The organism is Amycolatopsis sp. NPDC104863, from assembly GCF_055582965.1.
Genome location: NZ_JBVJOW010000001.1, coordinates 1,851,993 through 1,865,574, shown reverse-complemented (window position 1 = coordinate 1,865,574; position 13,582 = coordinate 1,851,993). Strand labels below are relative to the sequence as shown.

The following is a 13,582-nucleotide window of genomic DNA, read 5'->3' as shown; positions in this document are numbered from 1 at the left end:
GGCGACCCGACCCGGATGGAGGTGCCGCGGATGGCACCGGAGGGTTCCCCGCGCCCGCAGGACGCTCCCGTCGAGCCGGACTGGGCGTTCGAAGGCCACACCCGCCGCCACGTCGTGGTGGTCGCCGACCGGTTCGCGCGGTTCGCCCGCGGCGACCGGGTGCTGACCATGTCGGACCTGCTGGCCATGCTCACCTCCGGCGCGCCGGAGGTGGAAGGCTGCCACTGGGTCGTGCACGTCGGTCAGGGCATCGACGGGACCGACTGCGACCTGCTCGAAGCCGCGTGCGAAAAGAGCGAGGCGTCGGTGCGCCTCGCCGACCCGGCGGCGTTCCGGCAGTCCCTGGCGCACCCGGGGGTGGTGCACAAGGACCGGCCGGAGAACGTGCTGCTGGCGGGCGTGCACAGCCCGGTGGCCACGCACTGCCGGGCCGAGCTGCGCATCCACCGCGACAACGAGCTGATCCTCGACCACCACACCGGTGAGCACGTGCAGGGCATCGTGATCATCGAGGCGATGCGGCAGATCTGCATCGCGCAGTTCGAGACCGCGGTCCGCCCGCGCCTGGGCGCGCCCGCCTACGCGGGGGTGTGGAAGCGGATCGACCTGTCGTTCCAGGACTTCCTGTTCCCGCTGCCGGCCACGGTCGAGTCGCTGATCGAGGAGTCCGACCTCAGCCGCGACAGCAACCTCAAGTTCCGCGCCAGCACGGCGGTCCGCCAGCACGGGCGCACCGTCGCCACCGCCGGCATCGAGTACTCGATGATCGGGCAGGGGCGCATCGACACGCTGGAGCGCCGCAAGGCCGACCAGGCCACCCGCGCCTACCTGGACTGACCCGAAAACCCACTCCGGAAGGGAAACCACACCACGATGTCCGAAGCGCAGCAGCAGGACCGCTCGGCGTCCTTCGCCCAGGGCCTCGAGCTCATCCGGCGGCTCGGCGGGGTCGAGCGGCCGGCCGTGCTGGACCTGTTCGCGAGCATCGGGGAAGCCGAGTTCGGCGAGCAGTGCGTCGGCTTCATCTACGGCGACGTCTACCACCGCCCCGGCCTGCCGCTGCCGGACCGGCAGCTGGCGACGGTCGCCGCGCTCACGGCGCTGGGCTACGCGGGCTCCCAGCTGCAGTTCCACGCCAAGGCCGCGCTCAACGTCGGCTGCACCCGCCGCCAGCTGGTCGAGACGGTCATCCACATCAGCTCGTTCGCCGGCTTCCCCGCGACCCTGAACGCGCTGGGCGAGCTGAAGGCGCTGTTCGAAACCCTGCCGGCGGACGAGACGCCGGCCGAGACCACCGACGTGCCGTGGGCGGGCATCGAAGACCGCTACGAGCGCGGGCTGGCCGCGATGAAGGCCGTCGACGGCGACGCGGGGGAGAAGGTCGCGGAGGCGCTGAAGGACATCGCCCCCGACCTGGCGACCTACATCATCGAGTTCACCTTCGGCGAGATCTACAGCCGGCCGCACCTGAGCCTGCGCCACCGCGAGATCGTCACGATCGCCGCGTGCGTCGCGCTGGGCACGGCGCTGCCGCAGCTGAAGGTGCACATCCACGGCCTGCTCAACGTCGGCGGCACCGAACAGGAGGCGGTGGAGACCGTGCTGCACCTGGCCTTCTACTGCGGGTTCCCGGCCGCGCTCAACGCCATCGCCGCCGCGCGGGAAGTGTTCGCGCAGCGGTGAGCGGGCTGCGGAAGGTCCGCGTGGTCGCCCTCGACTGCGACGGCGTGCTGATCGACGACACGTACCTGGCCATGATCGCGCGGTTCGTCACCGACCACGGCGGGGTCTACGACGCCGCGGCGGAACGGGACGTCATCGGGCTGCGGGACATCGTCGTCGCGGAGAAGGTCACCGCGCTCTGCGGGCTCGACCAGCCGGCCGAAGAGACCCTGAAGCAGCTGTGGGCCGCCCGGCAGGACTACCTGGCCGAGCACCCCATCCGCGTCGCCGAAGGCGCGCGGGACTGCCTGGAGGCGCTCGGAAAGCTCGACGTCCGGCTGGTCTGCTACGGCGGGCGGACCCGGGAGCACACCTTCGACCGGCACCTCGGCGACCTCGTGGACCTGTTCGACCCCGAGGTGCCGTACGTGAGCATCAACGAGCACCGGCCGGGCGTCGAGCACATCACCCGGACCGTGCTCGGCGCCGGGTTCGACGAGATCGTGTTCGTCGACGACGTCAGCCGCGTGGCCGAGGACGCCCGCGCGCACGGCGCCGGCTTCATCGGGTTCCCGTCGAGCCCCGCCCACGCGCGGCAGCGGGAGTTCATGGCCGCCCACGGCGTCCGGCACCTGCCGGGCTCGCTCGCCGAACTGACCCCGGAACTCGTGGAGATCGTCGACGCGGAGCTCGCGAGTTCGACACACTGGCTTCGTTGAGGAGTTCCCGCACCCTTGGAGCCGCTGTGAAGTATTTTTCCCTGCCGCGTCCCGGCGCCCAGCTCGTCGTGGGCGAGCGCGACACCCCCGAGCCCGGCCCGGGGCAGGTGCTGGTCCGGATGCGCGGGTGGGCGGTCAACGCCCGCGACCTGATGATCATCAAGGGCTTCTACCCGAAGCCGGTGAAGGCGGACGTCGTCCCGCTGTCCGACGGCGCGGGCGAGGTCGTCGCGGTCGGCGAGGGCGTGGGCGCCTGGTCCGCGGGTGACCGGGTCGCGGCGACGTACTTCCCGGACTGGCAGTCGGGCCCCGGCACGCCGCACAACACGGCGGACGACCTCGCCGGCACCCTCGACGGGGTGCTCGCCGAGTACGCCGTCTTCCCGGCGGACGCGCTGGTCGCCGTCCCCACCCACCTCGACTACGCCGAGGCGGCGACCCTGCCCAGCGCCGGCGTGACGGCGTGGCGCGCGGTGGTCGAAGAGGGCAGGCTGGCGCCGGGCCAGACCGTGCTCACCCTGGGCAGCGGAGGCCTGTCCACGTTCGCCCTGCAGTTCGCGGCGCTCGGAGGCGCCCGCGTCATCGCGACGTCCAGCTCCGACACGAAGCTGGAGCGGCTGCGCGCGCTCGGCGCCGCCGACACGCTCAACTACACGACGACGCCGGAGTGGGGCGCCGCCGTGGCCGAGCTGACCGGCGGCGGGGTCGACCACGTCGTCGACGTCGGGGGCGGCGGCACGATCGGCCAGTCGATGATCGCCGCGCGCTATGGTGGGCACGTCAGCGTTGCCGGCGTCCTGACCCACGAAGGCGCGGCCGACCCGGTGCTCGTGCTGGTCAAGCAGCTCACCCTGCGCGGGCTCACCAACGCCTCCCGCGCGACGTTCCAGGCGATGAACCAGGCCATCGAGCAGTCCGGCCTGCGGCCCGTCGTCGACCGCCGGTTCGCCTTCGACGAGGTCGAGGACGCCCTCAAGCACCTCGAGTCCGGCGCGCACGTCGGCAAGGTCGTGCTGGAGAGCGCCTGAGGGCGCGGCCGCTGTCCCGCGGGTAAGTTTTGCCGGTCCGCCTGGGTATATCCGTACCTCCGAGGCGCGTTTCCGCAGGTAACCGCGGTGTGACCGGGCGAAAAAGTCCTCTTTCGGCAGGAATGGCGGCCGCGGGCCGCACCGGGGAGAGTGATAGTCACCGGGACAGCGCCCGAGCAGGCTGCGGCTGCTGGGAGCGACGTCCGGGTCTGGGGGCGCGGGGAGGGGGTTTCAACCGCCTGGGGGTGGGTTGAAACCCCCTTCCGGCCGACGCCGGTCCGCGCACCCCCGGACTCCTTCCTCACCGCGCCCCGTACGGCCCGCGGATTTCACTCTGAAGCCGCCTCGGCGAGGCTGAGGCTCAGCCCGCGCATCGAGCTCCCGCGGCCGTGCGGCGACCCCGCCTCGACGCCGCTGCGGTCCAGCTTCGGCGCCGTGCTCGCGCGGCCGGACCCGCGCCCGCCCGTTCAGGTGGCCGAACGCCTCTGCGGCTATTTCCCGCTCAGCGGAAACCGGTTCACGCACCGTCGCAAATCGCGCGCGGATTTCGCTTTCCGTAATCATCCACAAAGGATTCCTGAACCGCCGTACGAGACAGATCGTGTCCATTGTGTACCGAATCGGCGCTCGCGCGGACGGAGTAACGTTGTGCGCCAAGCGGTATCACATATGTGAACGGCGATCACGTTTCTGAATTGTTATCAGGACTGCCTTGCCCGGTTTTTTCCGGCGTGTGAGTGTGGTCCCCGCTGGCTGGACTGAACCTATGAAAGAGGCGACCCGGCAATGACGCAGACGGCCCCGCCGCGGCATATCAGCCGAACCACGCTGTACTTCTTCGGCGCGCTCGGCGGCATCTTGTTCGGTTACGACCTCGGGGTGATCTCCGGGGTGCTCCCGTTCATCGGGAAAGCGTGGTCGCTGACCGCCTGGGACAAGGGTGTGATCACCGCCAGCCTCTCGGTCGGCGCGATCGTGGGCGCGCTGTTCTCCAGCCGCATCAACGAAGCCCTCGGCCGGCGGCGCACCATCATGGTCGCCGCGGTGGTGGTCATCGTGGGCACGCTCGCGGCGAGCTTCTCGCCGACGTTCGCGCTGCTCGTGATCTCGCGGCTGGTGATCGGCCTCGGCATCGGGCTTTCGTCCTCGACGGTGCCGACCTACCTGTCGGAGCTCGCGCCGGCCCGGTTGCGCGGCGCCATGGGCGCGCTCAACCAGATCTTCATCGTGCTCGGCATCCTGATCGCGTTCCTGGTCAGCTACTGGCTCGGCCCGATCTCGGCGTGGCGCTGGATGTTCGCCGGCGCCATCGTGCCCGCCGCGATCCTGCTGGTCGGGCTGGCGTTCCTGCCGGAGACCCCGCGCTGGCTGCTCAAGAACGGCCAGGAGGAGGAAGCCCGGCGGGTCCTGGCGAGCGCGCACGGCAACTCCGTGAACCTCGACGAAGAGATCGAGACGATCCGCGACGTCATCCGGCTGGACACCGAGGCCAAGCCGCGGTTCCGCGAGCTGTTCTCCGGCTTCGTGCGCCCGATGATGGTCGTCGCGATCCTGCTCGCCGTCGGCCAGCAGTTCAGCGGGGTCAACGCGATCAACGCGTACTTCCCGACGATGCTGATCGGCCTCGGCTTCGCCACCCAGGCCGCGCTGCTGTCCGGCGTGCTGCTGGGTGTCACGAAGTTCCTGTTCACCGCGTGGGTCGTGTTCGTCGTCGACCGCTGGGGCCGCAAGCCGCTGCTGCTCATCGGCAACGTGATCATGGTCGTGACGCTGGCGGCGGCCGGGCTCGTCGTGCTGAACGTCCACGACACCGGCACCCGCGGCATCCTGATGCTGGTGATGATGGTGCTGTACCTGGTCGGCTACGAGCTCGGCTGGGGCGCGGTCGTCTGGGTGATGATGGCCGAGGTGTTCCCGCTGAAGTACCGCGCGGCCGGCATGGGCGTCAGCAGTGTTGTCCTCTGGGCGGCGACCGGCATCGTGAGCGCGGTCTTCCCGCTCATCTCCGCGGTGGGCTCGCTCGGCATCGGCGGTTCGATGTTCCTGTTCGCCGGGATCAACGTGGTGCTGTTCGTGCTCACCAAGTGGCTGGTCCCGGAGACCAAGGGACGCAGCCTGGAGCAGATCGAGCTCGACCTGCGGGCGCGCCAGGGCGTGACCGCGAGCTGACCCCGGGTGGTCGGCACCGGCGGGACACGGATCTTCCGTGTCCCGCCGGTTCAGTGTGCGGGGGCGGTGACCAGGCCGAGCTTGCCGGCGAGCCGGCCGACCCACGCTTCGACCTCCTCCGGCGCCCGGTCCGGGAGCCCGAAGACGGTTTCGGTGACGCCGATCGAGTCCAGGTGCGCCAGGCGCTCCCGGTCCGGGCGTTCCCCGAGGGCGCAGACCCGCGGCGCCCCTTCGCGGCCTTCGTCGCGCCAGATCTCCTTGAGCAGGGCCAGATGCCCGTCCAGGTCGGTGTCGGCCGGGGTGGTGATCCAGCCGTCGGCGTGGCGCGCGATCCAGCGGAACGTCTTCTCCGTCGGACCCGCGCCGAGCAGCACCGGGATGTGCGGCTGGACCGGCTTCGGCCACGCCCAGCTGGGCCCGAAGGAGACGAACTCCCCGGCGTAGGCGGCTTCTTCCTCCGTCCACAGTGCACTCATCGCCTCGAGGTACTCGCGCAGCGCGGTGCGGCGGCGGTTGCCGGGCACCCCGTGGTCGGTCAGCTCGTCGACGTTCCAGCCGAACCCGGCGCCGAGCGTGACCCGCCCGCCGGAGAGGTGGTCCAGGCTCGCGATCGTCTTGGCCAGCGTGATCGGGTCGCTCTCGACGGGCAGCGCCACCGCGGTGGACAGCCGGATCCGCGACGTGACCGCGGCCGCCGTCGCCAGCGCGACCCACGGGTCGAGCGTGCGGCTGTAGCGGTCGTCGGGCAGGGAAGCGTCCCCGGTGCGCGGGTGCGGCGACTCGCGCTTCACCGGGATGTGCGTGTGCTCGGGCACGTAGAAGGTGGCGAACCCGGCGGCTTCGGCGGCGCGGGCCGCGGAAGCCGGGGTGATGCCTCGGTCGCTGGTGAACAGCACGATTCCGTAGTCCACGCGAGGAGCGTATTAGAACGTGTTTCAGTTTTCAAGGCGGGCCGGGTTGCCGGGTTGTTGCCGGATTCGTCCCAGTCCGTGGACAGAGCAGTCCGCAAGATGGCGTGCCCGGGCCTCGGTCCGCTACCGTGGGTCACAGGTCGAGAGGCGCTGCAACGGACCCGGGTCCGCCACGCTCGGCCGGCACGACCACCCAAGGGCGCCTCCCGACCGAGGGAGGCTGCCGGTGAACCCCAACACCCCGCGAGAGTCCGACGCCACCGCGCGCCTGCGCGAGCTGCTCGGCCGGCGGGTCGCGGTGCTCGACGGCGCCTGGGGAACGATGCTGCAGGGCGCCGGGCTGACCCCGGCCGACTACCGCGGCGACCGCTTCGGCGAGCACACCCACGACGTCACCGGGGACCCGGACCTGCTCAACCTCACCCGCCCGGACGTCATCCTCGACGTGCACCGCCAGTACCTGGCCGCGGGCGCGGACATCACCACGACGAACACCTTCACCGCCACCAGCATCGGCCAGGCCGACTACGGGCTGGAGCGCCACGTCCACGAGATGAACGTCCGCGGCGCGCAGCTCGCGCGCCAGGCCGCCGACGAAGCGGGCGGCCGGTTCGTCGCCGGCTCGATCGGCCCGCTGAACGTCACGCTCAGCCTGTCGCCCAAGGTCGACGACCCGGCGTACCGGGCCGTCACGTTCGAGCAGGTCAAGGCCGCGTACGCGGAGCAGATCGCCGGGCTCGCCGAGGGCGGCGTCGACCTGCTGATGATCGAGACGATCTTCGACACGCTCAACTGCAAGGCGGCCATCGCCGCGGCCCGCGACGTCGCGCCGCACCTGCCGCTGTGGATCTCGGTCACCATCGTCGACCTGAGCGGCCGGACGCTCTCGGGCCAGACCGTCGAGGCGTTCTGGAGCTCGATCGAGCACGCGAAGCCGCTGGTCGTCGGCGTCAACTGCTCGCTGGGCGCGGAAGAGATGCGCCCGCACGTCGAGGAGCTGTCGCGGCTCGCGGACACCTACGTCGCCTGTCACCCGAACGCCGGGCTGCCGAACGCCTTCGGCGGGTACGACCAGACGCCCGAGGAGACCGCCGGGCTGATCGGCGGCTTCGCCCGCGACGGCATGGTCAACCTCGTCGGCGGCTGCTGCGGCACGACCCCGGCCCACATCAAGAAGATCGCCGCCGCCGCGGAAGGCGTCACCCCGCGCGAAGTGCCCGCGCCGCGCACCCACACGCGGTTCAGCGGGCTCGAGCCGTTCGGCATCGGCGCCGACACGGGGTTCGTGATGATCGGCGAGCGCACCAACGTCACCGGCTCGAAGCGGTTCCGGCGGCTCATCGAGTCCGACGACCACCAGGCCGCCGTCGACGTCGCGCTCGAGCAGGTCCGCGGCGGGGCGAACCTGCTCGACGTCAACATGGACGCCGACCTGCTCGACAGCGAGCAGGCGATGACGACCTTCCTCAACCTCATCGCCACCGAGCCCGAGGTCGCCCGCATCCCGGTGATGGTCGACAGCTCCAAGTGGACCGTGCTCGAAGCCGGCCTGCGCTGCATCCAGGGCAAGGGCGTCGTCAACTCGATCAGCCTCAAGGAGGGTGAGGAGCCGTTCCTCGCCCAGGCCCGCGTCATCCGCAACTACGGCGCCGGTGTGGTCGTGATGGCCTTCGACGAGCAGGGCCAGGCCGACACCGCCGACCGCAAGGTCGCGATCTGCGGCCGCGCGTACGACCTGCTGACGCAGCAGGCCGGCTTTGCGGGCGAGGACATCATCTTCGACCCGAACGTGCTGGCCGTCGCCACCGGCATCAGCGAGCACAACGGCTACGCGAAGGCGTTCATCGACGCGCTGCCCCGGATCAAGGAGCGCTGCCCGGGCGCCCGGACCAGCGGCGGCATCTCGAACCTCTCGTTCTCCTTCCGCGGCAACGACGTCGTCCGCGAGGCGATGCACTCGGCGTTCCTCTTCTACGCCGTGCAGGCCGGGCTCGACATGGGCATCGTCAACGCCGGCCAGCTCGCGGTCTACCAGGACATCCCGGCCGACCTGCTGGAGCTGGTCGAGGACGTGCTCTTCGACCGCCGCGAGGACGCCACCGACCGGCTGGTGAGCTTCGCCGAGAACGTCAAGGGCAGCGGCACCAAGCGGGTCGTCGACCTCTCCTGGCGCGAAGGCACCGTGCAGGAACGGCTTTCGCACGCGCTCGTGCACGGGATCGTCGACTTCATCGAGGACGACACCGAAGAGGCGCGGCAGCAGCTGGCGCGGCCCCTCGAGGTGATCGAAGGCCCGCTGATGGACGGCATGAAGATCGTCGGCGACCTCTTCGGCTCCGGCAAGATGTTCCTGCCGCAGGTGGTCAAGAGCGCCCGCGTGATGAAGCGGTCGGTCGCCTACCTCGAGCCGTTCATGGAGGCCGAGAAGGAGGAGGCCCGGCTCGCGGGGCGGGCCGAGGTGTCCAACGGCCAGGGCAAGGTCGTGCTCGCCACGGTGAAGGGCGACGTCCACGACATCGGCAAGAACATCGTCGGCGTGGTGCTCGGCTGCAACAACTACGAGGTGATCGACCTCGGCGTGATGGTGCCGGCGGCGAAGATCCTCGACACCGCCGTCACCGAGGGGGCGGACGCGGTCGGGCTGTCCGGGCTGATCACACCGTCGCTCGACGAGATGGTCTCGGTGGCCACCGAGATGCAGCGCCGCGGGCTGAAGCTGCCGCTGCTCATCGGCGGGGCCACGACGTCCCGCCAGCACACCGCGGTCCGGATCGCCCCCGCCTACGACAACGCGACCGTGCACGTGCTCGACGCGTCGCGCGTGGTCGGCGTCGTCTCCGACCTGCTGGACCCGGACCGGTCGATCGAGCTGGCCGAGCGGAACCGGGCCGACCAGGAGGTGCTACGCGAGCAGCACGCGAACAAGCAGCGCCGCCCGATGCTCACGCTCGAGCAGGCGCGGGCGAACCCGGAGAAGGTGTCGTTCGACGACCTGCCGACCCCGGCCTTCACCGGCGTCCGGGTGGTCGAGCCGAGCATCACCGAGCTGCGCGAGATGGTCGACTGGCAGTTCCTGTTCCTCGCCTGGGAGCTCAAGGGCAAGTACCCGGCGATCCTGGAGCAGCCGGTCGCGCGGGAGCTGTTCGACGACGCGAACACGCTGCTGGACCAGATCATCGCCGACGGCAGCTTCACCGCGAAGGGCGCGTACGCGTACTGGCCGGCGCACCGCGAGGGTGACGACATCCTGCTCGACGGCGAGTTCGCCCACGTCGGCTTCCCGATGCTGCGCCAGCAGACGTCGAAGCCGCTGGACCGCGCGAACCGCTGCCTCGCCGACTACATCGCGCCCGCGGGTGACCACCTCGGCGGGTTCGCCGTCGCCATCCAGGGCGCCGAGAAGCTCGCCGCGAAGTACGAGGCCGAGCAGGACGACTACCGCGCGATCATGGTCAAGGCGCTGGCCGACCGGCTCGCCGAAGCCTTCGCCGAGCACATCCACCTCAAGGCCCGCCGCGACTGGTTCGAGCCGGACGCCGACCCGCTGCTGGAAGACCTGCACGCGGAGCGGTTCCGCGGCATCCGCCCGGCGCTCGGGTACCCGGCCAGCCCCGACCACAGCCAGAAGCGCGAGCTGTTCGAGCTGCTGGAGGCGGACGAGCTGGGGATGGCGCTGACCGAGTCGTTCGCGATGACGCCGGCGGCGAGCGTGTCCGGGCTGATCTTCGCCCACCCGGACTCGAAGTACTTCACCGTCGGGCGGCTGAACCGCGACCAGATCGAGGACTACGCGCGCCGCAAGGGGGTCGAGGTGGCCGAGGTCGAGCAGTGGCTGCGGCCGAACCTGGCCTACGAGCCCGAGGCGTAGTCCTTCAGCGCGATGTGGGTGGCGAAGTTGTCGGTCGCCTTGAGCATCATGCGGAGCAGGAAGCGGGACTTGAACGTCCAGTCCCGCAGCTTGATCCGCAGCCGGGACGGCGGCGCGAGGAACGGGCCCGCGCTGCCGCGCTGCGAGATCTTGGCGTAGCCGCGGAACTGCTCTTCATACGCCGCGAAGGCGGCCCGGTGGTCGCCGCCGGCGGCCAGGAGCTCGCCGGCGAGCACGTACGCGCCGACGATCGCCAGGCCGGTGCCGAAGCCGCCGAGCGTGTTGCCGTACGCGGCGTCGCCGAGCAGGACCACGCGGCCGCGCGAGTAGTGGTCGATCGTGACGCGGGCGAGCGAGTCCAGGTAGAACTCGCGAGCCTGCGGGACCTTCGCGATCAGCTCGGGCACGCGCCAGCCGGCGCCGCGGTAGGCCTCGGCCACCAGCTTCCGCTGCTTCGCGACGTCCGTGCGGTCGTAGTCCAGCTCCGGCGAGGCGAACACGAAGAACGCCGACGCCTTCGGCCCGCCGACCGCGGTCATCCGGCCCGGTTCGTTGTACATCACCGCGTCGCCGTCGGCGACCTCTTCGCCCAGCTCGGCCAGCGCGTAGTAATGACCGAGGAAGCGGACGTAGTCCCGCTCCGGACCGAAGGCCAGCCGCCGGACGTTCGAGTGGATGCCGTCCGCGCCGACCACCAGGTCGAACCGGCGGGGCGCGGCGTCGGCGAAGGTGACGTCCACGCCGTCGGCCGTCTCGACCAGCGCGGTGATGGTGTCCCCGAACAGGTACTCGCAGTGCTCGGCGGTGCGCTCGTAGAGGAGCTGGGCCAGGTCGCCGCGGCGGATCTCGATCTCGCCCCCGGTGAACTCGCCGGGGATCACCGCCTGGGCGCGGCCCTCGGCGTTGATGATCGTCTGGTCGGTTCCGCCGGTCTGGCGGGCCAGGACCTCGTCGAGGATGCCCATCCGCTCGAGCACGGTCCGGTGGGTGTCGCCCTTGAAGTCGACCGCCTGCCCGCCGGGCCGCACCGCGGGGGCGCGTTCGACGACGGTGACGGTGCAGCCGTAGCGGGTCAGCCAGTGGGCGAGGGCGGGGCCGGCGATGCTGGCGCCGGAGATGAGGACGGTGAGGTTCTTCATGCCCCGGAGCTTCCCGGGCGGCGCTGACCGTTCCCTGGCCGTCCGCTGACGGTCACCGTCGGCGTCCGGTGCGTGACTGTCCCGAATGGACGGCCGAGGACGGAAAATTCCCGGCCACCGGCGCGGGTTTCCCGTGTTGACCCGGTCCGGTTCCGGGGGGACCATCTTCGCCGGGGAGAGGGGGCGGGCAGTGCTGGACAGCGGAACCCGGCCGGCGCCGAGCGGTCTCGGAGAGCTGCTGGGCCACGGCGAACACGCGCTCGGCGTCGACGGTGACCTGCGCGCCGGCCGCGAGTGGTTCGACCGCGCGTACCGGGCCGCCGAGGCCGCGGCCGACGGCACGGCGATGGCGCGCGCCGCGCTGGGCCTGGGCGGGCTGTGGGTCCACGAGCACCGCAGCGCGCCCGCGGCGGCGTTGCTGCAGGCGAGGCTGCGCAGTGCCCGTGAGGCGGTGGAGCCCGGTTCGTCGCTGGCCCTGCGGCTCAAGGCCCGGATCGCCGGCGAAGCCGATTACGTGGCGGGGGAGAGCAACCGGATCCTCGCGGTGCTGGAAGAGGCCAAGCGCGCGGGTGACCCGGTGGCCTGGGCCGAGGCCGCGAGCCTCGCCCACCACTGCCTGCTCGGGCCCGACCACGGCGGGCAGCGCCGCGCGCTCGCGCAGGAGCTGATCACCGAGGGCTTCCGGACCTCGCGGCGCAGCGACCTGCTGATGGGCCTGCTCTGGCGCACGGTCGACCTCTTCCTCGACGGCGACCCGCACGCCCGGCGCGGCCTCGCCGACCTGCGCGGGCAGCTGGCCGAGCGGGACCACCTCGCGGTCGGGTTCGTGCTCGACGCCGTCGACGTCATGCTCACCATCCGCGCGGGCGACTTCGCCGGGGCCGAAGCGCGGGCCGCCGCCTGCGCGGAACGCGGCGAGCGCGCCGGCGACGCGGACGCGCCCGCCTGGTACGCGGCGCAGCTGGTCGCCATCCGCTGGTACCAGGGCCGGATCGCGGAGCTGGCGCCGGTGCTGCGGGAGACGGCGAACTCGCCCACGCTGAGCGCGATCGACAACGCGCCGGTCGCCGCGCTGGCCGTGGCCGCCGCGGCAGCGGGAGACCACCGTGAAGCCGCCGGCGCCCTGGCCCGGCTGCGCGGACGTGACCTCGCGCTGCTGCCGCGGTCGAGCAGCTGGCTGGTGGCGATGTACGGCATCGTCGAGTCCGCGTGCCTGCTCTCGGACGTCGAGTCGGCGCTCGCCGCGTACGCGCTGCTGACCCCGTTCGCGCGGCTGCCGATGACGGCCAGCCTGGGCGTCGCGTGTTTCGGCTCGGTGCAGCACGCGCTCGGCGTGGCGATGCTGACCGCCGGGGAGGCCGAACGCGCGGCCGGGCACTTCCGGGCCGCCGTGCGGGACAACCTGGCCCTGGCGCACTGGCCGGCCGCGGCCCTTTCCCGTGCCCGGCTCGCCCAGGCGCTCGCGCTGCTGCCGGGCTCGGCCGGCGCCGAGCGCGAGCGGGCCGCGGCGGTGAAGGAAGCGGCGGAGCTCGGCATGGTCCTGCCCGACGCGCCCGCGCGACCGGCCGCCGGGCGCGTCACCTGCCACCGGCACGGCAAGCACTGGCTGGTGAGCCTCGGCGCGCGGTCGGTGCTCGTCGAGCACAGCGTCGGCATGGGCTACCTCGCGACCCTGCTGGAGTACCCGGGCCACGAGCTGCCGGCCGTCGAGCTGGCCGCCGGGCCCGGCGTGCGGCCCGCCGCGACGTCCGCGCAGCCGGTGCTCGACCCGGCCGCCACCAGCCACTACCGCCGGTGGCTGGCCACCCTGGAGGCCGAGCTCGACGAGCACGAGGCCAACCACGACGACGGCCGCGCCGAGCGGGTGCGGACCGAACGCGACTGGCTGCTCGGCGAGCTGTCCGCCGCCGCGGGCCTGGCCGGCCGGGTGCGGGAGTTCGCCGGGGCCGAGGAGAAGGCCCGGATCGCCGTGGGCAAGGCGATCCGGCGGGCGCTGACCCGCATCGCCGCGGCGGACGCGGTGATCGGCGACGTCCTGCGCGACGGCGTCCGCACCGGGACCCGCTGCTGCTACCGCCCCGGCTGA

General features: G+C 71.9%; 9 protein-coding genes. 7 read left to right on the top strand and 2 right to left on the bottom strand.

All coding sequences use genetic code 11. From position 1 onward, the window contains the following. Positions 1-30: 30 nt before the first annotated feature. The 5 genes from ACZ63J_RS08240 (at position 31) to ACZ63J_RS08220 (ending at position 5,578) form a co-directional block, all read left to right on the top strand. The gene (locus tag ACZ63J_RS08240; RefSeq protein WP_465336805.1) at positions 31-837 is read left to right on the top strand and encodes an AfsA-related hotdog domain-containing protein; all 807 of its coding nucleotides are present in this window, start codon (positions 31-33) and stop codon (positions 835-837) included. 36 nt (positions 838-873) lie between these two features. Beyond that, positions 874-1,683 (top strand): carboxymuconolactone decarboxylase family protein, encoded by an 810-nt coding sequence (locus tag ACZ63J_RS08235; protein ID WP_465336804.1) that lies wholly within the window; start codon positions 874-876, stop codon positions 1,681-1,683. Continuing rightward, the gene (locus ACZ63J_RS08230; RefSeq protein ID WP_465398616.1) at positions 1,680-2,381 is read left to right on the top strand and encodes an HAD family hydrolase; all 702 of its coding nucleotides are present in this window, start codon (positions 1,680-1,682) and stop codon (positions 2,379-2,381) included. The genes ACZ63J_RS08235 and ACZ63J_RS08230 overlap by 4 nt, the downstream gene beginning before the upstream one ends. Positions 2,382-2,407: 26 nt before the next feature. After that, positions 2,408-3,409 (top strand): zinc-dependent alcohol dehydrogenase family protein, encoded by a 1,002-nt coding sequence (locus tag ACZ63J_RS08225; protein ID WP_465398615.1) that lies wholly within the window; start codon positions 2,408-2,410, stop codon positions 3,407-3,409. A gap of 786 nt (positions 3,410-4,195) precedes the next feature. Continuing rightward, positions 4,196-5,578 (top strand): sugar porter family MFS transporter, encoded by a 1,383-nt coding sequence (locus tag ACZ63J_RS08220; RefSeq protein ID WP_465398614.1) that lies wholly within the window; start codon positions 4,196-4,198, stop codon positions 5,576-5,578. Between the two features lie 50 nt (positions 5,579-5,628). Here ACZ63J_RS08220 and ACZ63J_RS08215 read toward each other — a convergent pair whose 3' ends face one another. Continuing rightward, the gene (locus ACZ63J_RS08215; protein ID WP_465336798.1) at positions 5,629-6,489 is read right to left on the bottom strand and encodes a TIGR03619 family F420-dependent LLM class oxidoreductase; all 861 of its coding nucleotides are present in this window, start codon (positions 6,487-6,489) and stop codon (positions 5,629-5,631) included. Positions 6,490-6,715: 226 nt separating this feature from the next. Here ACZ63J_RS08215 and metH point away from each other — a divergent pair, with 226 nt between their 5' ends. Continuing rightward, entirely contained in the window at positions 6,716-10,357 is a 3,642-nt protein-coding gene (gene metH, locus ACZ63J_RS08210) for a methionine synthase (protein ID WP_465398613.1), read from the top strand. Here the strand turns inward: metH and ACZ63J_RS08205 are convergent. After that, positions 10,339-11,496 (bottom strand): FAD-dependent monooxygenase, encoded by a 1,158-nt coding sequence (locus ACZ63J_RS08205; RefSeq protein WP_465398612.1) that lies wholly within the window; start codon positions 11,494-11,496, stop codon positions 10,339-10,341. The two genes, metH and ACZ63J_RS08205, sit on opposite strands and share 19 nt — an antisense overlap. Before the next feature lie 190 nt (positions 11,497-11,686). On the opposite strand from ACZ63J_RS08205, the gene ACZ63J_RS08200 reads away from it, so the two are divergent. Beyond that, the gene (locus ACZ63J_RS08200; RefSeq protein WP_465398611.1) at positions 11,687-13,582 is read left to right on the top strand and encodes a hypothetical protein; all 1,896 of its coding nucleotides are present in this window, start codon (positions 11,687-11,689) and stop codon (positions 13,580-13,582) included.